General features: G+C 70.9%; 21 protein-coding genes. 5 read left to right on the top strand and 16 right to left on the bottom strand.

Annotated elements, in window-relative coordinates; all coding sequences use genetic code 11:
• Positions 1-335 precede the first annotated feature (335 nt).
• The 9 genes from HPY23_RS20710 to HPY23_RS20670 all read right to left on the bottom strand — a co-directional run bounded on the left by HPY23_RS20710 (position 336) and on the right by HPY23_RS20670 (position 9,618).
• A complete protein-coding gene (locus HPY23_RS20710; protein WP_091888433.1) occupies positions 336-3,413 on the bottom strand; it encodes a glycosyltransferase in 3,078 nt (1,025 codons plus the stop codon).
• A gap of 175 nt (positions 3,414-3,588) precedes the next feature.
• Positions 3,589-4,572 carry an alpha/beta fold hydrolase gene (locus tag HPY23_RS20705; protein WP_091888434.1) on the bottom strand — a complete coding sequence of 328 codons (984 nt, stop codon included), beginning with the start codon at positions 4,570-4,572 and terminating at the stop codon, positions 3,589-3,591.
• A 101-nt stretch (positions 4,573-4,673) separates the two neighbouring features.
• Positions 4,674-5,105: a BA14K family protein gene (locus HPY23_RS20700; RefSeq protein WP_091888436.1), complete on the bottom strand. Its 432-nt coding sequence runs from the start codon at positions 5,103-5,105 to the stop codon at positions 4,674-4,676.
• A 477-nt stretch (positions 5,106-5,582) separates the two neighbouring features.
• Positions 5,583-6,032 (bottom strand): CsbD family protein, encoded by a 450-nt coding sequence (locus HPY23_RS20695; RefSeq protein ID WP_091888438.1) that lies wholly within the window; start codon positions 6,030-6,032, stop codon positions 5,583-5,585.
• 77 nt (positions 6,033-6,109) lie between these two features.
• On the bottom strand, positions 6,110-6,313 hold the full coding sequence (locus tag HPY23_RS20690; protein WP_060848176.1) for a CsbD family protein: 204 nt from the start codon (positions 6,311-6,313) through the stop codon (positions 6,110-6,112).
• Between the two features lie 79 nt (positions 6,314-6,392).
• Positions 6,393-7,307, bottom strand: coding sequence for a hypothetical protein (locus HPY23_RS20685; protein ID WP_060848175.1), 915 nt, complete (start codon positions 7,305-7,307; stop codon positions 6,393-6,395).
• Between the two features lie 123 nt (positions 7,308-7,430).
• The gene (locus HPY23_RS20680) at positions 7,431-7,832 is read right to left on the bottom strand and encodes a CsbD family protein (RefSeq protein WP_060848174.1); all 402 of its coding nucleotides are present in this window, start codon (positions 7,830-7,832) and stop codon (positions 7,431-7,433) included.
• Positions 7,833-7,900: 68 nt separating this feature from the next.
• Entirely contained in the window at positions 7,901-8,059 is a 159-nt protein-coding gene (locus HPY23_RS20675) for a CsbD family protein (protein WP_082742601.1), read from the bottom strand.
• 98 nt (positions 8,060-8,157) lie between these two features.
• Positions 8,158-9,618: a helix-turn-helix transcriptional regulator gene (locus HPY23_RS20670; RefSeq protein ID WP_091888440.1), complete on the bottom strand. Its 1,461-nt coding sequence runs from the start codon at positions 9,616-9,618 to the stop codon at positions 8,158-8,160.
• 279 nt (positions 9,619-9,897) lie between these two features.
• Here HPY23_RS20670 and HPY23_RS20665 point away from each other — a divergent pair, with 279 nt between their 5' ends.
• Together HPY23_RS20665 and HPY23_RS20660 are read left to right on the top strand one after the other, a co-directional pair.
• The gene (locus tag HPY23_RS20665; protein ID WP_244537625.1) at positions 9,898-10,557 is read left to right on the top strand and encodes a sigma-70 family RNA polymerase sigma factor; all 660 of its coding nucleotides are present in this window, start codon (positions 9,898-9,900) and stop codon (positions 10,555-10,557) included.
• A gap of 191 nt (positions 10,558-10,748) precedes the next feature.
• Entirely contained in the window at positions 10,749-11,135 is a 387-nt protein-coding gene (locus tag HPY23_RS20660; RefSeq protein ID WP_060848172.1) for a hypothetical protein, read from the top strand.
• 13 nt (positions 11,136-11,148) lie between these two features.
• Here the strand turns inward: HPY23_RS20660 and HPY23_RS20655 are convergent, their stop codons facing one another.
• From HPY23_RS20655 to HPY23_RS20635, 5 genes are all read right to left on the bottom strand, one after another.
• Positions 11,149-13,581: a PAS domain-containing protein gene (locus tag HPY23_RS20655; RefSeq protein WP_244537626.1), complete on the bottom strand. Its 2,433-nt coding sequence runs from the start codon at positions 13,579-13,581 to the stop codon at positions 11,149-11,151.
• 208 nt (positions 13,582-13,789) lie between these two features.
• The gene (locus HPY23_RS20650) at positions 13,790-14,593 is read right to left on the bottom strand and encodes a Crp/Fnr family transcriptional regulator (protein WP_060848170.1); all 804 of its coding nucleotides are present in this window, start codon (positions 14,591-14,593) and stop codon (positions 13,790-13,792) included.
• 776 nt (positions 14,594-15,369) lie between these two features.
• Positions 15,370-16,149, bottom strand: coding sequence for a NepR family anti-sigma factor (locus HPY23_RS20645; protein WP_091888444.1), 780 nt, complete (start codon positions 16,147-16,149; stop codon positions 15,370-15,372).
• A 158-nt stretch (positions 16,150-16,307) separates the two neighbouring features.
• Positions 16,308-16,679, bottom strand: coding sequence for a CsbD family protein (locus HPY23_RS20640; protein WP_091888484.1), 372 nt, complete (start codon positions 16,677-16,679; stop codon positions 16,308-16,310).
• A gap of 135 nt (positions 16,680-16,814) precedes the next feature.
• The gene (locus tag HPY23_RS20635) at positions 16,815-17,018 is read right to left on the bottom strand and encodes a CsbD family protein (RefSeq protein WP_048431213.1); all 204 of its coding nucleotides are present in this window, start codon (positions 17,016-17,018) and stop codon (positions 16,815-16,817) included.
• A gap of 169 nt (positions 17,019-17,187) precedes the next feature.
• Here HPY23_RS20635 and HPY23_RS20630 point away from each other — a divergent pair, with 169 nt between their 5' ends.
• Positions 17,188-18,441, top strand: coding sequence for an Hsp70 family protein (locus tag HPY23_RS20630; RefSeq protein WP_060848168.1), 1,254 nt, complete (start codon positions 17,188-17,190; stop codon positions 18,439-18,441).
• Between the two features lie 7 nt (positions 18,442-18,448).
• Here the strand turns inward: HPY23_RS20630 and putA are convergent, their stop codons facing one another.
• On the bottom strand, positions 18,449-21,538 hold the full coding sequence (putA, locus tag HPY23_RS20625; protein ID WP_091888447.1) for a bifunctional proline dehydrogenase/L-glutamate gamma-semialdehyde dehydrogenase PutA: 3,090 nt from the start codon (positions 21,536-21,538) through the stop codon (positions 18,449-18,451).
• Between the two features lie 123 nt (positions 21,539-21,661).
• Here putA and HPY23_RS20620 point away from each other — a divergent pair, with 123 nt between their 5' ends.
• Both HPY23_RS20620 and HPY23_RS20615 read left to right on the top strand, forming a co-directional pair.
• Entirely contained in the window at positions 21,662-22,126 is a 465-nt protein-coding gene (locus HPY23_RS20620; protein WP_060848166.1) for an Lrp/AsnC ligand binding domain-containing protein, read from the top strand.
• Positions 22,127-22,436: 310 nt separating this feature from the next.
• Complete coding sequence (locus tag HPY23_RS20615) at positions 22,437-23,246, top strand: hypothetical protein (RefSeq protein WP_091888449.1); 810 nt, start codon at positions 22,437-22,439, stop codon at positions 23,244-23,246.
• 184 nt (positions 23,247-23,430) lie between these two features.
• Here HPY23_RS20615 and HPY23_RS20610 read toward each other — a convergent pair whose 3' ends face one another.
• Positions 23,431-24,267: a class I SAM-dependent methyltransferase gene (locus tag HPY23_RS20610; protein ID WP_091888451.1), complete on the bottom strand. Its 837-nt coding sequence runs from the start codon at positions 24,265-24,267 to the stop codon at positions 23,431-23,433.
• Between the last annotated feature and the right edge of the window lie 122 nt (positions 24,268-24,389).

Below are 24,389 nucleotides of genomic sequence, written 5' to 3'. Positions count from 1 at the left end.
GGCCCCGGCCCGTGCCCGGCGGCGCCCGGTCCCTCGGGGGCGGCGGACACGAACCGCACCGCGGCGCCGAGCAGCTCGGTGGGCCGGGCCGGCCCGGTGCCGAGCACCGCCTACCCGGACGCGCCCGGCGGGCTGCCGTCGAACCGCCCGGACGGCGCGGCGCCGCGGTGACCCGCTTCCGCCGGTGACACGAGATCCGGACGATCGTCTCCGGATCTCGTCTCGAAAGCCCGCGCGGTGGAGCCGCAGGCTCCACACGCCCGCGCGATCGATCGGACATCGCATGACGCCGACGATCGGCGGAGGAGCGATGTCGTTCGCTCCTCCGCCGATCGTCATGCGCCGTCCGGTGCCCGTTCGCCGGCGGATGCCTCGATCGCCGCCTCGTAGGCCGCGAGGCTCGGCGCGGCCGCCGGCAGGGCCGGGATCGCGACCTCGGCCAGCTGGCCGCGCGCCGCCACCAGGGCGTCGAGCAGGGCGGCCGTGTCGCGGCCGAACGGCAGCAGCAGGCCGCCGCCCTCGGCGCGGATGCGCTCCGCCGGGGCGCCGATGTCGAGGGCGACGACCGGGTAGCCCGCCGCCCAGGCCTCCGACAGGACGTAGGAATAGGTCTCGGGCCAGACGCTCGACAGGAACACGTAGTCGGGATCGGTCTCGGCGAGCAGGCGCGGCAGGTCGTCGGGCCGGTAGGGGCCGGTCACCGTGAGGCCCGGCACCCGCGCGGCGCGGTCCCGGTCGGCGACGGAGCCGATCAGCGTGAAGGCGATCGGCCGCCGCTCCCGGGCCGCGCGCTCGGCGAGCGCCACGACGAGCTCGAAGCCCTTGTGGTTGCCGAGCGAGCCGACGACGGCGACCCGCACGGCGCCGGTCCGCGGTCGGCGCGGCGGCGCGGCGGCGTGGGCCGGCGCCGCCTCGGGATGGGGCACCACCGCGATCCCGGTGAGCCCGAGGCGGCGGGCATAGCGCGCCGCGGTGTCGTGGGAGGGCGCCACGAGGCGCCGGGCCCCGCGCAGGATGCGCTCGTTCGTCGCCAGCCAGCCGCCGAGGCCGCCGCCCATCAGGGCGTTCTGGTCGGCGTAGTCGTGCGTGACCCCCCGCACCGTGCAGTGGCGGCAGACGTCGGCCGGCGGCTCCTCGCAGTAGAAGTCGCGCCCGTCGACCAGGTGGACCTTCGGGCAGTACCATTGGAAGTCGTGCAGGGTGACCGCGTAGGGCCAGCGCCCGGAGAGCAGCCGGTCGAGGAAGACGGAATCGTAGCCGAGGCGGGCGTCGAGGTGGAGGTCGACCGCGACCCCGGCCTCCTCCAGCCTCTCGAGGAGGCCGAAGAGCTCGTCCGGCCCCAGGGTCAGGGCCGCCCGGGCGGTGTCGAGCGTCAGCGACAGCCGCCCGCGCGAAGGGACGAGGTGGCCGATCTCGTGGTCGGGGGCCCGGGCGAGGCCGCGGATCTGATCGACGTAGCGCGTCGCCCCGCCGCCGAGGCCATGGCCGACATGGAGCGTCAGGCGCTGCAGCCGCGCGGCGAGGAGCCGCCCGAGCACGGCGAGCCGGAGCGGCGCGAGCGGATCGGCGGCGAGGAAGGCGTCGACCTCGTCCTGGTATTCCGGATAGAGGGCGACGAGGCGGGCGTGGTTCCGCTCCAGGATCGCCAGCCGTTCGCCCTTGCCGAACGACACCGAGCCCTCGTGCTCGACATAGGTGTCGGTGGCCGCGACGTGGATCCAGCCGAGGTCGCGGGCCTTGAGGCACCAGTCGACCTCCTCGCAATAGCCGCGCCCCCATTCGGGCGAGAGCGCCCCGACCTCGTCGAGGGCCTGCCGGTTGAGGTAGAGGCAGAAGCCGATGCCGGTCGGGAGCGTGACGGGCGCCGGGGCGGCGGCCTCGAGGGCCGCGTCGATCGCGGCGGGCGGCAGGCCGAGGAGCGGTCCCTGCGCCTCCGGCATCCCGGGGAAGCCCAGGATGGTGGCGTTGTTCGACAGCGGCGTGGCGCTGGCGATGCCGGGCCGGCGGTGGCAGGCGGCGGCGAGCTTCTCCAGGGCGCGGGGCGCCAGCACCGTGTCGGCGTTGACGAGGACGCAATCCTCGCCCGGCTCCAGCAGGGCGAAGCCGGCATTGACCGTGCCGATGAAGCCGAGATTTTCCCGGTTGCGCAGCACCGTCAGGCCCGGACGGGTCTCGGCCGCCAGGTCGTCGAGGTAGCGCGTCACCGCCGGATCGGGCGAGGCGTCGTCGATGACGAGCGCCCGCATCCGCCCCGGCGCCAGCTGCGGCAGCAGCGAGGCGAGGCAGGCCTTCAGGTCGGAGAGGCCGTTATAGACCGGCACGATCGCGCAGGCCGGCGGCGGCGTGCGGGCGGCCCCGGGCAGGTCCGCCTCCGGCACCGCCGGCTCGCCGAGGACGAGGCGGGCACCGCCGCCGGGCCGGATCGCCGCCACGAGGCGGTCGTGGACGGCAAGGCGCTCCTCGCGGGTTGCCGAAGGATCGTTCGGCAGCAGCAGGGCGCGGGCCTCGGCCCGGGCGAGCTCGATGGTGCCGCGCAGGTGACCGATCACCTCGCCGGCGCCGATCGGGCCGACCGCGAGGTCGGTGCCCGGCTTGAGAGCCCCGGGCGGGAACGCAAAGGCGGCGGAGTGGCGGCCGAACAGGTCCAGGAGATCGGCGCGCGCGTGGGTCTCGACCTGCGCCACCTCCTCGCCGTCCCGGACCGCCCGCACGACGGTCGGCCGGTCGGGCCCGGCCTCGTCGAACACCCAGCCGGTGACCCGGTCCGGCGCCTCGATGTGGAGGCTCGATCGCAGGTGCGGCGCGTAGGCGCCGAGCGTCGCCACCGTCTCGCCGGCCCGCACGCCGATCGTGTGGGGCCGCCCGTCGAGGGCCCAGGCCGGCAGGGTGAAGCGAAAGCCGTTCCAGCCGCCCTCGCGGCCGCCGAAGCGCAGCTCCGGCCGGTAGACGTCCGGGCGGACCGGCTCGCCCTCCAGGCCGTCCACCATCAGGTGCAGGGCCGGCAGCGGGTCCGGGGACAGGGACGAGACCCAGCCCGACAGCACCCCGCCCGAGACGCCGTCGAGGTGGACCGTGTGGTGGCCGGGCCCGACCGCGACCTGCTGCTGCTCGGCCCGGCCCGGCTCGGTCACCGTCAGCCTCAGGCGGCGGGAGCCGGCCAGCAAGGCCGGGTCGAGGACGGCGTGCAGGTAGGTGACACCCTCCTCGACGAACCGCCGGTCGACGGGAAGGGGCTGATCGCGTTCCCCGCCCTGCGCAAGCGCGAGGCTCACCGCGTCGGCGTCGGCCTCCGGGTTGAGGGCGACGAGCACGCCGCAATTGTAGAGCCGGCTCCAGGCCACGGGGCCCGGGGGAGGCACGAACCACTGGCGCCCCGTCTCGGCGAGGCGCCGCGCACGTTTCAGGATCGTCACGTCGGGAAGGACCGCTCAGGAGGGGGCCGGCCGGGGCCGGCGGACGTCGAGTCACCTCCTAGAGCAGCGCCCGATCGCGTTGCAATCGGGTGCCGCGCCGGGCGGCGATTCTCGAGGGCGTGATTCTCGATGCTGCGATCCTTGCGGCCCCCGCGGGCCTGCCCGGCGGCGCTCCTCATGCGGCCGCCAGGGCGTCGAGCACCCGGTCGGGCGCGATCTGGTGCAGCATGTGGCCGGCGCCCTCGACCGCGACGAGGCGGCTGCCCGGGATCCGGCGATGCAGGGCCGCCGACTGCTCGGCGTGGGAGACCAGGCGGTCGCCCGTGCCGGACAGGATCGTCACCGGCGGGCGCAACTCGCCGTAATGCGGCCGGAGCGCGAAGGCGTCCGGCACCATCAGGACGGACTCGGCGGCCGCGCTGCGCAGCTGCGAGGGGCGCAATACCATCTCGACCGGGAAGTCGCGGGCAAAGCGCTCCGGCACCGGGCTCGGCCCGAACAGGCGCGCCAGGATGCGCGGCCAGAGCAGGCGGCCGGCGACCGGCGCGACCGTGTGGCTGATCAGGTCGCCGAGGCCCGGCAGGGCCTGGGGCGTGAACAGCATCCCGTCGATCCGCGGCGAGGGAAAGTAGTATCCGGATTCGAGGACCAGGGACCGTACCCGGCCGGGATCCTGCAGCGACAGGGCGATCGCCACCTGGGTCCCCCAGGAATGGCCGAGGATCGTCGCCGTCTCGACCCCGAGGCTGTGCAGTGCGCCGCGGATCAGGCCGGCCTGCATCGCCGGGGTCCAGATCCGGCTGCGCGGCCGCTCGCTGTGGCCGAAGCCCGGCCGGTCGAAGGCGATTACCCGATGGGTCGTCGCTGCTCGCTCGATGAGTCCGCTCACCAGCCAGTCCTGGATCAGGCTGCCGTTGCCGTGGAGCAGGACGAGGGCCGGGCCGTGCCCGCGCTCGAGGACATGGAGGCGCGTGCCGCCGACCTCGACGAACCGCCCGACCGGCGGCGTCGCCCGTTCGGCGGCCCGGGCGCGACGACCCGCCTCGACCGCGCTGGCGCCGAGGATGGCCGCCCCTGCCAGCGCGAGGCCTGCAGCCGGGGAGAGGGCGCGCCCGGATCGGGCGGGGAGGGTGGTGGGGAGGGGAGCGTGTGCTGACATGCCGGCACAACGGTGGGACGGTGGCTGGGTTCGCTCCCGCCCTCGAACGGCACGGCCGCCGCCCCTGGGGACTCCCCTGGGGACGACGGCCGTGCAGGGGGTCACGGGCAGGGACGGCGGGTGCCGTCGTTGCTCAAGTAGGTGCCGCTCGCCGGATCGTAGGAGCGGAAGCGCCGGGCGCAGGCCGCGACCGTCTCCGGGTCGGGACCTCCCTGGACCACCACCGGGGCGGCCTGGGCCTGCGAGTTGGCGATCGCGCCACCGATGATCGCCCCGGCCGCGAGGCCCGCCACGCCCGCCCCGACCGCGGCACCGACGCCCGGGCCGCGGCGATAGCCGTAGCCGCGCCGGAACCCGTAGCCCCGGCGGTAGCCGTAGGGCCGGCCGAAGCGCCGGTACTGCGAGAATTCCGTCGGCAGGTCGCCGCGGACGAGGGCCGCTGCGGCGGCACCGGCCTCGGCCGGGGCGGCCGAGGCGGGGCTGCCGACGACGAGGGCCGCGAGGGTCGCGGCGGCGACGAAGGGGAGCTTCATGAGGGTGTCGGTTCCTGTCCTCGTTTCATGCGCCCTTGCATGGGGCTGCTCAGTACGTCCGGCCGTGCCGGGGGCTGGTGCCGCGGCGGTTGAATCGCGCGATCAGCTTCGGCAGGACGAACAACATGAAGATCTTGCGCAGCATGGTAGTCTCCTTTTCAAGGCTTGCGGATTGATTTCAGCTTCCAACGCCCGAAAGCGAGAAAAGATCCCGATACAAATCGATCGTTCTTTGGGAATGCTGCGACAGAACGACAGATACCGGCGCGATGCCACGAAACAATTCGCCGGGATGGACGCTGCGATACGGCGTTCGTGCTTGCTGTCACCGATTCAGTCGGTGCCCCCACCTGTCCGGTCGGGTCGCGCCTGCGCTGTAGAGGGCGCGGTGGAGGCAAGGCTCCACCGCGCGGGGCGGCGACCGGTCGTCGTCAGGGACGGGTGCATCCGGACGACGTCCCGGTCGCGACTGCCGCTTCAGTGACGGCGGCGGAACAGCCAGCCTGCCGCGAAGGCGAGGGCGGCGATGCCCAGCACGGTGTTGGTGCGGTGGCCGTCGGCATAGGCGAGGGCTTGGCGGCCATAGGTCTGGCCGCGGCGACGCACCTCGCGGGCGGCGTGGCGCCCGTCCTCGATGACGTGGCCGGCCTGCTTGCGGGCGGTGTCGGCGAAGTCCTCGGCGTAGTCGCGGGTCGTGCCGGCCAGGGTCTCGGCCCGCTCGCGGGCGGCCTCGGCGAGGTGGCGGCCGTCGTCGATGAGGTCTTCGGCCCGGTCGCGAGCGCGGCCGTAGGCGTATTGCGCTCCGCCGGCCACCTGGTTGGCGGCACCGCGGACCTGCTGGGCCGGGTCGCCCGTGAGGCCGCCGAGGGCGGTCTGGGCGCGGCCCTTCAGGTGACGGGACGCGCCACGGATCTGATCGCGGTTCATGCTGTCCTCCTGAATTTCGAAACGGAAGGGCGGCGGGGCGGGCCCGCCGCGGATGTCGGGTGTGGCCTGGTCGGGCCTTACTTGCGGCCGAGCAGGCTGTCGGCGGCGCTCTTCACGCCGTCCTTGACCTCGCCGACGGTACGCTGGGCCTCGCCCTTGAGCTCCTGGGCCTTGCCCTCGACGACGAGGTGGTCGTTGCCGGTCACCTTGCCAACGCCCTGCTTGACGTTGCCGACGGCCTCGTTGGCCAGGCCCTTGAGCTTGTCCGTGGTGCTGCTCATCGAGATCTCTCCTTCGGGGGCGTGAAGAACGGGCGGGAGGGGACCGACCCCCGCCCGGCGGGCGGGGGTCGGCGCCGCGTCAGACGCGGCGGGTGGTGTCGTAGGCGCCGACCAGCTTCGGGGCGCCCAGGCGGCCGCCGAAGAAGGCGGCGGCGGCGCCGAGCAGCAGCGCGATGGCGGCGTAGAAGGCGCCCTGGGTGGCGGCGGACTTCGCGGTCACGGCCGCGGCCTCGGCCTTCTGCTTGGCGGTGGCGACCGCCTGCTCGTACTGCTTCTGGTAGTCGTCGATCTGGGTCTTGGCCTGGTCGGGCGAGATGCCCTGGGCCTTGGCCAGCGCGTCGGCGGCGCGGTTCTTGGCCTGCTCCTTCTGGGCCGCGTCACCGGTCAGCACGGCGCGCACGGCGGCCACGGCGGCGTCGCGGGCGGCCTGCGGGTCCTGGCCGGCGGCCTGCTGGCGCACCTTGTCCTCGATGCCCTCGAGCGGGTTCTGGATCTTCGACAGCGACGGGGCCGCGGCCTGGGCGGCGGTCTGGACGGTGCCGCCCACGAGGTTGCCGGCGCCGCCGAGCGCGCTCGAGACCGTGCTGAGCGTGCCGCCGACGAGGCCGCTGGCCGCCGAGGTCACGAGGTAGATCACCACCAGGGTCGTCACCGCCCAGGAGACGAGGCCGTGCAGGGCGGCCGCGCCCGGCAGCGGCTTGCCGGAGAGGCGGCCCGCGATGGCGCCGCCGGCGAGCGAGGCGACGATGCCCGAAACCACGAACCACAGGCCGGCGCCCGTCGACAGGGTCGAGGCGGCCGGGTTGTCGCTGGCGTTCACGCCGACCGACGACAGGCCGACGCCGACGCCCACGAGGTTGAGGATCACCTGGGTCACCAGGGCGGTGACGGCGCCGGCGAAGATGGCGCCCCAGGAGACCTGGTTGAGCAGGACCGCGCGGGTGTCGGCCTGGGCGGCGGTCGCGAGGGGGGAAACGGGGGTCTGGATGGTCACGTGGTTACTCCGGGTCGTTCATGCATCGATGGGTCGGGGGCGGCCCCGGGGCCGCGCGGCGCTCTCCTGCGCCGGATTCCCCGGGGCTCGCGATGTCCGGCCGCGACGCGGTCGGTCGCGCGATCAGTCGCGGTTGGCGCTCACGAGGAGGCCGAGGCCGAAGCCGACGAGGCCGGCGATCACCAGCGAGGCGACCGGGTACTCGGCGACCTGATGGCCGACCTGACGGGTGCCGCGGCGCAGGACCTGGCTGCCGCGCTCGTAGGCGTCCTCGGCGTAGTCGCGGGCGTCCTCGGCATAGCCGCGGGCGTCGTGGGCGAAGTCCCCGGCGTAGTCCTGCGCCCGGTCGGCGGCGTGGCGCACGCCGTCCTTGGCCTGGCCGTAGGCGTTCTCGGCCGCGCCCTGAGCCTCGCGGAACCGGCCCTCGGCCGAATCCCGGTGCGAGCCGGTCAGGTCGCCGACGGCGCCCTGGATCTTGCCGCCGAGCTCGCGGGCGGCGCCGGTGAGGCGATCGGTGTCAACCATCTGAAGTCTCCTGGTGATCGGGGTGGGTGGGACGGCGACCCCTGGGGATCGCCGGATGACCTGTGCCGTCAGTCCCGGCGCGGTGCGGTTTCCCTGGGGGAGTGCCCGTCGCCCTTCTGACGCCGGCCCTCGGCTTCGACCCGGACGTCGCCGGTGATCTTGCCGATGGCCTCCTTCACCGAGCCCTTGACCTGCTCGGTGGAAGTCGATGTCGCGCGCTTGGTCATGAGCAACTCCGTGAAGAGTGAGAGAAAACTCCGACCGGCCTGCAGATGTGCCCTCCTGGCGCGCGTTCAATGGTAGAAAGGTACTGGTATGCTGAACATCAGCTACCAGAAGCCTGGAGTGGGAAACCGTGCTCACGGCCCCACAGGATCACCTCGGTCCGGCGGTGGACGCCGAGCTTGCGGTAGAGCGCGGCGCCGTGATTGCGCACGGTGTTGCGCGACAGGCCGAGCTTGCGCGCGATGGCGTCGTCGTCGAGGCCCGAGCAGATCAGATTGAGGATCTGGCGCTCGCGCAGGGTCAGGTCGGGTACCGCGGCCCCGGGAGTCTCGCGCCCCGGCCGGCGCAGGTTGGCGAGCTTCTCGATCAGGCCCCGGCTGAACCACGAGGTGTCCGCCATCACCGTCTCGATCGCGTCGAACAGCTCGCGCTCGGTGTGCTTGCGCTCGGTGATGTCCTGCAGGACCATCAGGACGAACTCGTCGTCGCCGATGACGACGCGCTCGGCCGAGACGAGGCAGTCGAGGTCGGCGCCGCTCTCGTGGCGCAGGCAGACCTCGAGACCGAGGACGTAGCCGGTGCGCGTCAGCACGTCCTCGAAGCGGCGGCGCTGCTCGTCCGAGACCCAGAGCCCGAACTCCGCCGGCGAGCGCCCGACAACCTTGTCTTCGCCGAAGCCGAACACACGCCCGAAGGCCTCGTTGATGCTGGTGACCTGGAACGCCTCGGCGCGGGCCAGCAGCGTCGGGACCGGCGTCAGCCGGAACGCCTTGGCGAAGCGCTCCTCGCTCTGGCGCAGGGCCGTCTCGGCCTTCCGCCGCAGTTCGAGGTCGGCGAAGGTGAACAGCATGCAGGGCTCGTCGCCCATCTCCATCGGCTGGCCGGCGACGATGACGAAGCGGCCGCCGCCGTCGGGCAGCTCCAGGCGCGCCTCCATCTGGGGGATCGTGCCGCCCTGGTTCAGCCGCGACACCGCGAGATCGCGGTTGCGGGCGTTGGCCAGCACGTCGACATCGTAGACGCTGCGGCCGATCACGGCGTCGCGGGTGTAGCCGGTCATCTCGAGGAAGCCGGCATTGACCTTGACGTGGCGCAGGTCGGCGAGCCGCGTGATCACGGCCGGGGCCGGGTTGGCGTTGAAGGTGCGCTCGAAGCGCTCCTCGGCCTCGAACTGGTCCGATACGTCCTTGAGGATCAGGGCGAGGCAGCTCGGCTTGCCCTCCCGGTCGGTCGCCACCAGGCTGCGCAGGGAATGCACGAAGCCGACATCCGGCTTGTCGGTGCGGGTCACCTCCACCACCACGTCGTGGAAGCGCTCGCCGGCCACCACCCGCTCGATCGGGTAGTTCTCCGGCGCGCGGTTGTTGCGGTAGCGCAGGGCGAAGCGCTCGCGGTAGGCGTCGACCGTCGGGCCGATCTCGTCCAGGCTCTCGGCGCCGTGCATCGCGAGGGCGGCCTCGTTGGCGTAGGCGATGGTCTGGTCGGGCTCGACCAGGATCACGCCCTCGCTGAGGCCGGCGATGATCTGCCGGAGTTCATGCCTGTCGACGCCTGCGGTCACGGCCGGTGCGGTCCCTTCGTGCTGGCGGACCGCCGGGAGCGGCGGTCTCGCGGCTACCTCTCGGGCAGCGGAGCACAAACGGATCGCGCGCCATCGGGTTCCGTGACGGCAGGCAATTTCACCGGTAAAATCGTATCATTGACGTAATTGCCGGCGACCAGAAATAAATCGTGTCGTCGCCTGCTCCCCGCACTGCCCCACGGGACTAGTCCGTTGGGCCGAGCGGTCTAGCCCGGCGGGACGAACGTTGACGGGTCCTGGACCGTGGGAACAGACGACGTGACGCGCGAACCGGATGTCGCACCGGACGTCGCCCTCGCCCTGATGCAGTCGCATCTCGGCCGGCAGCTGCGGCAATACTATCCCGAGATCGTCGCGGTCGAGGCCGGCTCGCGCCTGGGCGACGTGCTGGCGCGGCTGACGCGGGCGCTGCAGACCGCCGAGGCCGGGCGCGAGGTGTCGGCGGCGTTCAAGGACGAGCTCCTCGGCGCGGTGCCGCGGCTGCGGCGCTACGCGCTGTCGCTCGCCCAGCACGGCGCCGATGCCGACGACCTCGTGCAGCACACCCTGCTGAAGGCCTGGGAGCACCGGCGCCAGTTCGTGCCGGGCACCAGCCTGTCGGCCTGGCTGTTCACGATCCTGCGCAACGGCTTCTTCAACGGGCGCCGGCGCCATCGCCTCGAGGTGGCGGATCCCGACGGGGTCCATTCCGCCGCCCTCACGAGCGATGCCGTGCAGGAGCACCGGGCGGACCTGCGCGACCTGCAGGACGCCCTCGACCGGCTCGAACCGAGCCAGCGCGAGGCGCTGCTCCTCGTCGGGGTCGAGGGCCTGACCTACGAGGCCGCCGCCGTGGTCATCGGCTGTCCCCCCGGCACCGTGAAGAGCCGCGTCAGCCGCGCCCGCGACCGGCTCGCCCAGGAGCTCGGGCACGTCTGAGAAGGAGCTCGGGCACGCCTGAGACCGGAGTCCCGATCGGCGCTCCCCATCCCGATCCGCCCCCCGCGGGCGTCCCCCATCGTTCCGGCGCCGTCCCCCGAGGCGTTCGGAACGGTCGCCGGCCGGGCACGGCATGGTCCCCCCATCCGTGCCCGGCCCGGCAGCGACCATCGTCGACCCGAGAGGAGACCATGACCTCATCCCGCCTTCCGGTCCTCGCCGCCGCCCTCGCGCCGGCCCTGCTCCTGGCCCCTGCCGGCCCGGCCTCGGCCGCGCCGTCGGCGGGACGCTTCGACGGGGCCTGGTCGGTCGTCGCCACCGCCGAGACCGGCAATTGCACCGGTCCCTACCGCTACCCGATCGTGATCCGCGACGGCGTGGTGGACGATGCCGGCGGCAACGGGGTCGACGCCTCCGGGCGTGCCGGCGCCGACGGGCGTATCACCGGCACGATCCGCAGCGGGCTCGCCAGCGTCTCGGTCAGCGGCCGCCTGCGCGGCACCGCCGGCAGCGGCCGCTGGAGCCTGGCGGGGATCAGCCCGTGCTCTGGACGCTGGACGGCGCGCCGCACCGGGTGAGCAGGGACGGCGCTCAGGCGTCCCTCCGCGCCCGCTCGCGGCCGGCCTCGATGATCGAACGGATGCGGGCGGCCATCACCTCGACGGCGAAGGGCTTGGTCAGCACCGACATGCCGGGGGCGAGGGTCCCGGTGCCGAGGATGGCGGTCTCGGCGTAGCCGGTGATCAGCAGCACCTTCAGGTCCGGCCGGGTCTGCCGTGCGGCTTCCGCCATCTGGCGGCCGTTCATGCCGCCGGGCAGGCCGACATCGGTGACGAGGAGGTCGATGCGCACGTCCGAGCGCAGGACCTTGAGGCCGGCCGCGCTGTCGGCCGCCTCGATCGCCGTGTAGCCGAGATCCTCCAGGATGTCGGTGACCAGCATCCGCACGGTCGGCTCGTCGTCGACGACGAGCACGGTCTCGCCCTCGGCCGCCCGCGGCAGCTCCGCGATCGCCGTCGCCTCCGCGTCGGCGGGGGCCGGCCCGTCGTGGCGCGGCAGGTACAGGCTCACCGTCGTACCCTCGCCGGGCGCGGAGGCGATCCGGACCTGGCCGCCGGATTGCTGGGCGAAACCGTAGATCATCGAGAGGCCGAGGCCTGTGCCCTCGCCGATCGGCTTCGTGGTGAAGAAGGGCTCGAACACCCGGGCGATCACCTCCGGCGTCATGCCGGTGCCGGTATCGGTCACGCTGAGGGCCAGGTACTCGCCCTCCGGCAGGTCGTGCCGGCGCGCCGCCCTGGCGTCCATCGCGGCGTTGCCGGTCTCGACCGTGATCCGCCCGCCCTCGGGCATCGCGTCGCGGGCGTTGATGCACAGGTTGAGGAGCGCGTTCTCGAGCTGCGAGGGATCGACCAGCGCCGGCCAGTCGCCCCGCGCCGCCACCTCGAGGGCGATGCCCGGTCCCACGGTGCGGCGGATCAGCTCCTCCATGCCGGCGACCAGGCGGTTGACGTCGGTGGGGCGCGGATCGAGCGTCTGGCGGCGCGAGAACGCCAGCAGCCGGTGGGTCAGCGCCGCGGCGCGCTTGGCCGCCCCCTGCGCCGCCGCCATGTAGCGCTCGACGTCCTTGAACCGGCCCTGCTGCAGGCGCGTCTGCATCAGCTCGAGCGAGCCCGAGATGCCGGCCAGCAGGTTGTTGAAGTCGTGGGCGAGGCCCCCGGTGAGCTGGCCCACCGCCTCCATCTTCTGCGACTGGCGCAGGGCTTCCTGCGTCGCGGCCAGCTCCGTCTCGGCGCGCAGCCGGTCGGAGATGTCCCGGGCATGGTGGAAGGCGCCGATCACCCGGCCGTCGCCGTCGCGCAGGGGCGAGTAGGTGACCTCCCAGGCCGGCTTGGCGAGGCCCGGATCACCGAACTCCTCGGTCACGGTGTAGATCTCGCCCGACAGCGCCCGGGCCATCAGGCCGCGCATCACCGGGGCCTGGTCGGCCGGAAACAGGTCGGGAAAGACGTCGCCGACGCGCACCCGGGTGCCGAAGATCCGGTAGAACTCGTCGCTGTGGGCTTGGTTGAAGGCGATCAGTCGGTACTGCGTGTCGAAGGCGCAGATCGGCGCGGCGCTCGACTGCACGATGTCGCCGTAGAGGCGCATCTCCGCCGTGCGGTCGGCGACCTGCCGGCCCAGCGAGGCGGTGAGGTCGCGCGTCGCCGCCTCCTGCCGCTTGCGCTCGGTGATGTCGGTGGCCGCGCCGTACCACTCGGTGATCCGGCCCTCGCGGTCCAGCACCGGCACGGCGCGGGACGAGGCCCACCCGACCGAGCCGTCGGCGAGGTAGACCCGGTGCTCGAGGCTGTAGGAGGTCTTGGTGCGGATCGCGCGCTCGATCTCGCTCCGCACCGCCGCCCGGTCCTCGGGCGGGATGTAGGTCTCGATCCAGGCGGTGCGCGGCGAGGTCGTGTCCGAGAGGAGGCCGCCGCCCGAGAGCTGATACAGCCGGCTCCAGTCGGCGCTGGTCCGGTAGCGCACCTCGGAGGAGGAGCGGACCAGGGCGTCGAGCATCTGCTCGCGCCGGCGCAGCGCCTCGCCGAGGTTGTGCAGGTGCTCGCGCTCCAGCGTGACGTCGAACTGCGAAGCGAAGAAGTAGGTCAGCGCGCCGTCCTGGTCGAAGACCGGCGAGATCAGCAGCCGGTTCCAGAACCGCTCGCCGTTCTTCTTGTGGTTCAGGAGGTCGATCTCGATCGCCACGCGCCGCTCGACGGCGTCGCGGATCTTGTCGACGTCGGCGCGGTCGGTCTCCGGTCCCTGCAGGAAGCGGCAGTTGCGCCCGAGGATCTCGTCGCGCCCGTAGCCGGTCAGCTTGGAGAAGGCGGCGTTGACGAAGACGATCGGGTTGTCGGGCTGGTGCGGGTCGGTGATCAGCATCGGCATCCGCGTGGCGCGGACCGCGGCGGCGAACGGGTCGTGGCTGGGCGCCGACCGGCCGATCTCGGCGTCGATGCGGTCGGTTTCGCGGCGGTCGTTCACTGGTCCGTCGCCCCCTTCCGCGACCCTCGGCGGCGGTCTCATAGCACCGGCGCCCGGCCGCGCCATAGCACGGCCGCTCCCATGCGCATCCCGCGGCGGCCGCGGGGGCGTCCCGCGCGGGAGGATCGGCATCCTCGGCCTCCGCCTCCCCGGCCGGCGCGGGATCGGGCGGGGGGCCTGACCCGAGGCCGCCCGCTTCCCTCTCCGTCTACCTCTCCGGCGCCTTGTCCTGCACGGCCGTCGGATCGACCGCGACGATGGCGCCGCTCTCGGCATAGACCGCGCCGAGGACGGTGCGGAAGTGGTGACGCACCCGGCCGTAGCACTCGCAGGCCGACCGCTCGGCCTGGGCCCGGTCCAGGATGGTGATCTGGCCGCGGCGCACCGAGATCAGCCCGCGGCGCTGCAGCGCCCCGATCACCCCGGTGAGGTAGGTGCGGCGCACGCCGAGCATCTCGGCCAGCATCTCCTGGGTTACCGGCAGGACCGGCGTTCCCAGCCGGTCCTGGAAGGTCAGGAGCCAGCGCAGGCAGCGCTCCTCGATCGGGTGGACGGCGTTGCACGCCACCGATTGCAGCACCTGGGCAAGCAGGCAGTCGGAGTAGCGCACGAACAGGTCGCGCAGGGTCGGGGACGAGGCCCGGGCCCGGGTCAGCCTCTCGGCGTCGAGACGCAGCACATCGCCGGCGACCTGCACCACCGCCTCGCTGAACGCCGGCAGGTAGCCCTGGCTGACGATACCGCCGACCGCGCCCTCGTGCCCCACCGTCGCGGTCTCGACCATCCGCCCGTCGTTCATGCGCGAGACCAGCGTCACGGTGGTCTGGTTCAGCGGGAAGGTGACGTGCGACACGTCCTCGCCGGCACGAAACAGCACGGCGCCGCGGGTGCGATGGCCGCGCTCGAGATACGGCGCCAGCAGGGCGCGATCCCGGGTCTCGAGGGCTTCGAGCAGGAGATTGCCTTCGAAGAGGCCGGCTGCGAGGGCTCGTGAATCGTCCGGCGCATTCACCGTTGTCGTCTCCGGAAATCAGGCATCCGCCTCGCGGTACGGCCGCAGCACGATGGATTGCCGGAGGCGGGCTCCGCCGCCCCTTCCTCGCGCTTCGCGCATCCCCGCGGCTGAGGCGAGATGGAATTAGTCTAACTGTGATGTTGTTCCTTGTCTGTCGTATTTCGAACGTTTCAAAGCCGATTTCGGCCTATCTCGTTCAGCCGAGCTTTCGATCATTTTCGTATCATATACTCCTCCGCACTATCTGACCGGTGATTGGAACGAACTTTTCCGCGCACAGCCGACAGCGGTTGCTGCGATGATATTCAAATCATGGTAGAGTTTGTTCTTATATTTGAAAAATAAAACAATGCATACTTGAGCGAAGCAAACGATTTCGGGGACGACGCCGGCGTAACGATTAGTGTCTCGGCGTTTCGCTGGTCTCCGCAGACCGGACGCGAACGGCGTGGTCGATGTTCTCGACCCGAGCCACGAAACGACTTCCCGCGTCGGGCCCCCTCGCCGGAAGCCTAGCGCAGGACGCGTCTCTAGGTCAGCCCGAAGCGGCGACGCGCGTTCTCTCGCCGAAGCCGAGCGGGTCTTGCGCCCGGAGCAGCGGATCAGGCTCCGCGACAGGCCCGAAGTCTGGAGATCCGGGATCCCGGGTTCTCAAGCGCCGACGAGACGGCGACATCGGGCGTGCCTGCCGGCCTCCGGCGAGCTCGGTGCGTGCCGGCGCGGCGGACGCGCAGGAACCGGACCCCGTAGGCCGTCCCGGCGGGCCGTCGGTCTCAACCGTCGAGCGAGACGGTGCCGGCATGCCCCATCACCGAGCGGGTGAGCCGGTCCGCGCCGAGTTCGCCACCGGAATAGCCGAGGAGCTCGGCGAGCTTGTCGCGGGCGCGGCAGACCCGGCTCTTCACCGTGCCGACCTTGCACTGCATCAGCGCGGCCGCGTCCTCGTAGGAGAGATCGCCCACCGCGACCAGCATCAGGGCCTCGCGCTGCTCGGCCACCAGCTTGTTGAGAGCGGCCTGGAGGTCCTGCACGTCGAGGCGGTCGCCCTGGTTGGGAGCGGAGGTCAGGCGGGCCGAGTAGGCGCCCTCGCTGTCCTCGACCTCGCGCGAGCGCTTGCGGTGCTCGGAATAGAAGGCGTTGCGCATGATCGTGAACAGCCATGCGCTGAGGTTCGTCCCGGCCTCGAACCGGTCGCGGTTCTGCCAGGCCTTCAGCATCGTGTCCTGGACGAGGTCGTCGGCCCGGGCCGGGTTGGCGGTGAGCGTCAGCGCGAAGCGGCGCAGGGACGGGGTCGCCGCGAGCAGGTCGTCGCGAAAACCGTCCTTCTTCGGCGCACCGAGCGCGGCGAGCGCCAGTTCCAGGCGTCCGAGCAGATCGGCGAAGGCGGCCGGTGCCGCCTCCACCTCGACGGCGGCGTAGTGCGCGCGCAGGCGCTCGCCGAGATGCTCCTGCACCGATGGCGGCAGGGCGGGGGCGGCGCCCCTCGGGGCCCCGTCCTGGGCGGCGTCGGCCGCGGCGATCGTGGGCGGACCGGGGGGCGTGCTCTGGGTCATTGGGTCGTTCGGCTGGCGCGGGATTATCGCCAAGCTAGAGCATATGCACCCGTGAGGCGAGGCCGAACCGGCCCTCGCCCTCCGCGCTGCAACCGAAGCACCGCTGCGTTGCAGCGACGGCACGCCGGCCGAGAGCGCCTTCGGCCCCGGTCAGGGGCTCAGCGCCGTCCCTTCAGCAGCCAGCCGGCGACGAAGGCGAGGCCGGCCACCGCCAGCACCGTCTCGGTCGGGTGCGACTCGGCCCGGCGCAGGGCGGAGCGGCCGCGATGGCGGGCCTCGCCGTAGGCCGAGATGCCGCGCGCGTAGGCGTCGCGCCCGCGCTTCTCGATCTCGCCGGCGAGCGCGGCTCCGTCATGCGTCAGCTCCTCGGCGACGCGACGGCCGCGGCCGTAGGCGTACTGGGCCCCGCCGACCACCTGGTTGAACGCACCTTCCGCCTGCGGCCGGGCACGGCCGGCGACGGCGCCGTACGCGGTCTGGCCGCGGCCCTTGAGGTGGCGCAGGCCGCCCTCGATCTGGTCCCTGTTCATCACGGTCTCCATCAAGTTCGAGCAAGGGTTCGGCGGACGCGAAAAACGAAAAGGCCGGCCTCCCGCCTGAGCTGCGAGGGACCGGCCCGAACGTCCGCTGCAGTCGGGCCGGCGCGAAGCCGGCCCTCGCGCGGATCAGAGCTTGCTCTTCACCGTGTCGGCGGCATTCTTGATGCCGTCCTTGACGTCGCCGGTGGTCTTCTGGGCCTCGCCCTTCAACTCCTGGGCCTTGCCCTCGGCCTGCAACTTCTCGTTGCCGGTCATGTTACCGATGCCCTGCTTCACGTTGCCGACCGCCTCGTTGGCGAGACCCTTGATCTTGTCGGTGGTGCTGCTCATGGGAAGCTCCTCGGTTCGTGCAGTTCGTCGACTGCTCAGGTCTGAAGAACCGCCGAGCCGACGCATTGTTCCGCTGCGACAGGACGGGCCGACACCCCCCGGGCTGGACCGGGCGGGCGGAACCCGCTAGGTCGCGCGCCCTCCCTCCCGGCACCGTCAGAGATTCGGCATGAAGGCCTGCGGCCTCGATTTCGGCACCTCGAACACCACGCTCGGCCTCGTCGCGCCCGCCGGGGGCGACATCGCGCTCGCGCGGCTGGAGGGCGAGGCGGTCACGATCCCGAGCGCGATCTTCTTCCCGCCCGGCGGCGAGGAGGCGATCGGCCGGGCGGCGATGACCGCCTATGTCGAGGGGACGCCCGGGCGGCTGATGCGCAGCCTCAAGTCGGTGCTCGGCTCCTCGCTCCTCGACGAGACGACCCTGGTCGGGCGGCGCCGGCTGTCGTTCCGGGCGGTGATCGCCCGCTACCTCGCCGCCGTGAAGGCGCGGGCGGAGGTGCAGGCCGGCGAGACCCTGACCAAGGTGGTCCACGGCCGGCCGGTCCACTTCGTCGACGGCGACCCGGAGGGCGACCGCCGGGCCGAGGACGCGCTGGCCGGCATCGCCCGGGAGGTCGGCTTCACCGAGGTGTCGTTCCAGTACGAGCCGATCGCCGCGGCGCTCGACTACGAGCGCGGCCTCGACCGGGAGGAGGTGGCGCTCATCGCCGATATCGGCGGCGGCACCTCGGACTTCTCGGTGGTGCGGCTCGGCCCCGAGCGGCACCGGGCGGTGGAGCGGGCGGGCGACATCCTGGCCAATGACGGCGTGCGGATCGGCGGTACCGACTTCGACCGCACCCTCAGCGTCGGCGAGGTGATGCCGCTGCTGGGCCTCGGCAGCCCGATGCAGCGGCCGGGCCTCGACGTGCCCTCGTCCTACTTCCACGACCTCGCCACCTGGTCGCAGATCAACCGGCTCTACGACGGCAAGACCCTGCGCGAGCTGCGCTCGCTCCGCCGCGACGTCGCCCGGCCGGACCTGATCGACCGCCTCGCCGCGGTGATCGAGGCCGAGCGCGGCCACACCCTGGCGATGGAGATCGAGGACGCCAAGATCGCCCTGTCGGAGATCGACGAGGTCGTGCTGCCCCTCGGCTGGGTCGAGCCCGGCCTCGTCGCCGAGATCGGCCGCCCCGACCTCGCGCGCCACTCCGCCGACCTCGCCCGGCGCATCGGCGCCTGCATCACCCGCTGCCTGCGCGATGCCGGGGTGGAGGCGTCCGCGATCGACGCCCTGTTCCTCACCGGCGGCTCGACCCGCCTCGCCCCGGTCCGCGAAGCGATCCTGGCGGCGGCGCCGGGAGCCCGGGTGGTCGAGGGCGACACCTTCGGCTCGGTCGGCCTCGGGCTGACGGTCGAGGCGGCGCGGCGCTACGGCTGAGCCGCCCCTACCCCTCCATGGCGATCAGCGCCGCGTCGCCGCCGGCCGCCGCGGTGTTGATCGTCACGGTCTGCTCGGTGGCGAAGCGGGTGAGGTAGTGCGGCCCGCCGGCCTTCGGGCCGGTGCCCGACAGGCCGTGGCCGCCGAAGGGCTGCACGCCGACCACCGCGCCGATCATGTTGCGGTTGACGTAGACGTTGCCGGTGGACAGCCGATCGACCACCCGCTCCACCGTGGCGTCGATGCGGGAATGCACGCCCAGCGTCAGGCCGTAGCCGGTGGAATCGATCGCATCGAGCACCCGGTCGAGATCGGCGGCCTTGTAGCGGGCGACGTGCAGGATCGGCCCGAACACCTCCTCGGTCAGCGCCTCGGGGCCTGGGATCTCGTAGATCTGCGGCGCCACGAAGTGGCCTTCGCCCGGCACCTCGCCGGCGTAATGCACCTTTGCGGTTCGGCGCAGCGCGGCGCCGTGGCGGTCGAGGCGGGTGCGGGCCTCGGCGTCGATCACCGGACCGACATGGGTCGCCGGGTCGCGCGGATCGCCGAGGCGCAATTCGCGCGCGGCGCCCGCCACCATGCCGATCATCTTGTCGGCCACGTCCTCCTGCACCAGCAGCAGGCGCAAAGCCGAGCAGCGCTGGCCGGCGGAGCGGAAGGCGGACATCACCACGTCGTCGGCGACCTGCTCGGGCAGCGCGGTCGCATCGACCAGCATCGCGTTGATGCCGCCGGTCTCGGCGATCAGCGGCACGATCGGCCCGTCCTTGGCGGCGAGCGCCCGGTTGATGTGGCGCGCGACCTCGGTCGAGCCGGTGAAGACGACGCCGGCCACATCCCGATGCGCCACGAGCGCCGCCCCGACCGCGCCGTCGCCCGGCACGAGGTGGAGGGCGGTCGCCGCGATGCCGGCGCGATGCAGCAGGCGCACGGCCTCGGCCGCCACCAGCGGCGTCTGCTCGGCGGGCTTCGCCACCACCGCGTTGCCGGCCATCAGCGCCGCGGCGACCTGGCCGACGAAGATCGCGAGCGGGAAGTTCCACGGCGAGATCGCCACGAACACCCCCCGGCTGCGCAGGGACAGCCGGTTGCTCTCGCCGGTCGGGCCCGGCAGATTCGTCGGCGTGGCAAAGAGCGTGCGCCCCTGCGCGGCGTAGTAGCGGCAGAAATCGACCGCCTCGCGCAGCTCCGCCACCGCGTCGTCGAGGGTCTTGCCGGCCTCGGCCTGGAGCAGGTGGATCAGCCGGCCGGTCGCGGCCTCCATCGCGTCGGCGGCCCGCTCCAGGGCCGCGGCGCGCCGCTCGGCCGGAACCCTGCCCCAGGCGGCCGCGCCCTTGCGAGCGGCCTGCATCGCGGCGGCCGCGGTCTCGGGCAAGGCCTCGACGACGCGGCCGACGACCGTGCGGGCGTCGCTCGGGCTCACCACGTCGCGTGCCGTGCCGGGTTGCGTCGCGCCGTCGATCACCGGGGCGGCCTCGGCGGGCCCGCGCGCGCCGGCGATCGCATCCGTCAGGCGCTCCAGCGCCGCCCGGTCGCCGAACTCGACGCCCGCGGAGTTGGTCCGCTCGGGGGAAAACATCTCGGCCGGGCGGCGCAACCTGGCGTGCCGGGCCCGGTCGGGATTGCCGACGCTCTCGGCGGGGCGGCGCAGCAGGGTCTCGACCGGGACCGCCGGATCGGCGGCCTGCGAGACGAAGGAGGAATTGGCGCCGTTCTCGAGCAGGCGGCGCACCAGGTAGGCCAGCAGGTCGCGGTGCCCGCCGACCGGCGCATAGGTGCGGCAGGCCGCCCCCGGCACGCTGGCGAGCAGCCGGGCGTAGAGCGCCTCGCCCATGCCGTGCAGCCGCTGGAACTCGTAGGTGCCGGCCTCGGGCCCCGCCCGCTCGACGATCGCCGCGACGGTCAGCGCGTTGTGGGTGGCGAATTGCGGGAAGAGCCGCGGGCGATGGGCCAGCATCCGCTCGGCCGCCGCCAGGTAGCTCAGGTCCGTCATGCTCTTGCGGGTGAAGACGGGGTAGTCGGGCAGGCCCCGCTCCTGCGCCCGCTTCACTTCCGTATCCCAGTAGGCGCCCTTCACGAGCCGCACCATCAGGCGCCGGTCGAGGCGGGCGGCGAGGTCGGCGACGTGATCGATCACCTGGAGGCAGCGCTTCTGGTAGGCCTGGATCGCGAGGCCGAACCCCTCCCAGCCGGCGAGCGCGGGGTCGCCGAGCACCGCCGCGATGACGTCGAGGGAGAGCTCCAGCCGGTCGGCCTCCTCGGCATCGACCGTGAAGTTGAGGTCGTAACTCTTCGCGGCCTTCGCGAGGTCGAGGAGCACCGGCACCAATTCTGCCATCACCCGCTCGCGGCCGACCGCCTCGTAGCGCGGATGCAGCGCCGAGAGCTTGACCGAGATGCCCGGACGGTCGGGCAGCGGCCTGTTGCCGGCGGCCCGGCCGATCGCCTCGATGGCGGCGGCGTAGGACTCCCTGTAGGCCCGGGCGTCCTCGGCGGTGCGGGCGCCCTCGCCCAGCATGTCGAAGGAGTAGCGGTAGAGCCGGCCCTGTCCGCTCGCCGAGCGCTTGAGCGCCGCCTCGATCGTCTCGCCGAGGACGAAATGCCCGCCCATCACCCGCATCGCCTGGCGGGCGGCCTGGCGCACGGCCGGAAGCCCCAGGCGCTTGGCGAGGCCGGCCAAGATCCCCTCCGGGGTGTCGCCGGGCTGGATGATCCGGGCCGAGAGGCCGAGCGCCCAGGCCGAGGAGCGCACCAGCAGGGCGTCCGAGCGGGTGGCGTGCTGCTCGAACCCGCCGAAGCGCAGCTTGTCCTCGATCAGCCGGTCGGCGGTGGCGGCGTCGGGCACCCGCAGCAGGGCCTCGGCCAGCACCATCAGGGCCAGCCCCTCCTTGGTCGAGAGCGAGTATTCGCGCAGCATCGTCTCGACGCCGCCCAGCGATCCGCCCTCCTGCCGGATCGCCTCGACGAGGTCGCGGGCGAGCCGATCGACCCGGGCCTCGCGCTCGGGCGCTAGGGTTCCCCGCTCGAGGAAGAGCCGGGCGAGGGCGGCGTCGTCTGCGGCGTAGGGGGCGTGGAAGACGGGGAGGGGAGCGGGCATCGGGCGTGTCCGGGCGGGGCGGCTGAGCGATTCCCAGCGTATTCGCCCTTCCGCCGCGCTTCGATGGCGCTTATCGCGGGTTTGCCGCAGGATCGGCGGCCAAACCGGGCTTTGACAGAAAACATGACGGACGGGCTCGACCGGGTCGATCGGCAGATCCTCAAGATCCTCCAGCGCGAGGGGCGCATCCCGAACGTCGAGCTCGCCGAGCGGGTCGGGCTGTCGCCCACCGCCACCGGCGAGCGGCTGCGACGATTGCAGAAGGACGGGGTGATCACGGGTTTCGGCGCGCGGCTCGACCCGCAGCGTCTCGGCCTGAGCCTGCTCGTCTTCGTCGAGGTCTCCCTCGACAAGACCACGCCCGACGCCTTCGCGCGCTTCGCCGCCGCGGTGCGCCGCGCGCCGGAGGTCCTGGAATGCCACATGGTCGGCGGCGGGTTCGACTACCTGGTCAAGGCCCGGGTCGCCGACATGCCGGCCTATCGCCGCTTCCTCGGCGAGGGGCTCTTGTCGCTGCCCGGCGTCAACAACACCCGGACCTACGCGGTGATGGAGGAGGTGAAGAGCGACGGGGTGTTGCCGCTGTGACCCCGTTAAACGGAAAGATGTAAATTTATATATTAATAAAATATAGTTTGTAGATTTAATATTTTCCCTCATAAAAATAAAATAAATACATTTAAGTATATTTTTTTATTTAATATTTGAGTCAATATTTGTTATTGGATAATGATAATGTAGTTTAATCAGCATATTTTGTGTTCGTATCTCGGTGTTGAATTAGCGATCTATATTATACTGAAAAGGATTTATCTTAAATTGCTCAACTTGCGATATTGACGAATAAAACCCTTTCGCCCATAATACTCATGGTAAATAAATAAACTCGAGGTACATTATGACCAATAATATGGAGCGTTTCAAAAATGACTTGACGAAATTAATAAATCTCGGCGATTTACTTTTGCTATCCATGAAAAGAGACTTGTCTACTAAAGAAGATTTCAGAGAGACGATGATAAAAATCGTCGTAAAAGACAAGCTTGAGCAAGCCATAAAACAAATTCCTAATTTCGATATTGCATATGAAGCGTGGTTCTCAGAAAGTCTTTCTGTTATACGCCAATTAACCCCTGATAGGGTAGGTCATTTTACAGATTTGTATGAAGTAAGCAAAAATCGCAAAGATATTGATCATTCTACTTATAAAATTCAAGACTATCTTAATGGATTGCGCGTAAGAAGATTTGCAGAGGTGGTGGTAAATGTTGACGCGGCGTATCCAAAACTCAAACAGCAAGTTTATATTTTGAAGGCAGTCCAATCTCGATTTGAAAGCTCTCTATTTGAAATTCGGCAGCTTGTTCAAGCTGATCTTTTTGATGCAGAAATAGATAGCGCTAAGGAGCTTTTGAAGAAAGGGTTTTTGAGAGCGGCTGGTGCAGTATCTGGAGTAGTGCTTGAGCGTCATCTCGCGCAGGTATGCAAAGACCATCACCTCAAGACATCAAAGAAAAATCCTAGTATTGGGGATCTCAACGAAATTTTAAAAGCAAATTCAGTCATCGACGTCCCTCAGTGGCGATACATATCAATGCTTGCAGATATCAGAAATATATGCGATCATAGCAAATCTAAAGAACCTACAGAAATTCAAGTTGCAGATCTTATCGAAGGTACAGATAAGATCTTAAAAACAATATCATAAAAATATTTAGTATCTTGTATTTTTAAATATAACATAAAAAACTGTCTTCTTCATCTAGTATTTATAAAATAATTATATCAATTTATTAATGCATACAAGATTGTCTGAGGGCCTGTTAATTTTTCCCCGAAAAACTATATCGTGCATGTCATTGCCGTTGAGCCGCTTCGACGGCCCATCAGGCCTACGGCGGCACCGCCAGCAGGTCCCGGTGTCCGATCACCGCTCCCGTCCCGGGCGCCCGCCGGGCCTCGCGCCACGCCTCGGCTGCCTCCGCGGCGACCCGTCCGGTCTCCGCCGCCGCCCGGGCGGTGCCCTCGGCGAGCTGGTGCAGCAGGGCGGCCTCGCCCGGCCCGAGGCGCCAGGGGCTGGTCGCGGTCTCGACCGCGTAGCCGTGGGCCTGGAAGGCCCGGGCCAGGGCCGCGGTCGCGGCCGGGCCGAGCGAGGGCCCGAAGCCCTTGTCGCCGCCCTGGTGGGCGAGGAAGGCGGCGTGGATCGCGGCGTCGGCCGGGTGGGGCGGCGTCCACTCCTCGGCCCCGTCATAGGTGAGCGCGGTGTAGAAGACGGCGCCCGCCGCCGCGACCGCCCGCGCCAGGGCGGCGATCCAGGCCTCCGACACGAGGTCGAACAACGCCGCCGCGGTGACGAGGTGCGGCGCCTCCGAAAGGGCCGCTTCCGGACCGGCCGCGAGGTCGAGGGCGCTGAACCGCACGGCGATCCGAGCACCGTCCCGGTGCAGGACCAGCCCGTCGCCGGCCGCCTCCGCCCGCTCGGCCCAGGCCGCGAGTCGGGACCGGGCAGCGATGAGCAGGGCCGGATCGTGGTCGACCAGCACCCAGTCCTGGTCCGGGCCGAGATGCGGCGCCAGCGCCCGCAGGTTCGAGCCGCTGCCGCAGCCGAGATCGACTGCCCGCACCGGCCCCGGGAGCACCCGGGCGAGCGCGGCGACGAGGGCCGGATCGCGGGCGGCGTGGTCGGCGGGCTCGCGCAGGGCGAGCCAGTCGGGGCTGAAGCCGCTCATGATGTCCTCAGGGCTGCGGCGATGGCCGCCGCGGTGTCGGGCCAGTCCGGCAGGCGCTGCCCGGCCGCCCAGGACGCGGCGGCGGCCTCGGCCCGGCGGGCGGGATCGGCGATGAGGTCGCG

The sequence above is a fragment of the Methylobacterium ajmalii genome (assembly GCF_016613415.1).
GTDB lineage: Bacteria > Pseudomonadota > Alphaproteobacteria > Rhizobiales > Beijerinckiaceae > Methylobacterium > Methylobacterium ajmalii.
The sequence above is the reverse complement of the archived record's forward strand: the minus strand, read 5'-3'. Positions and strand labels throughout refer to the sequence as shown.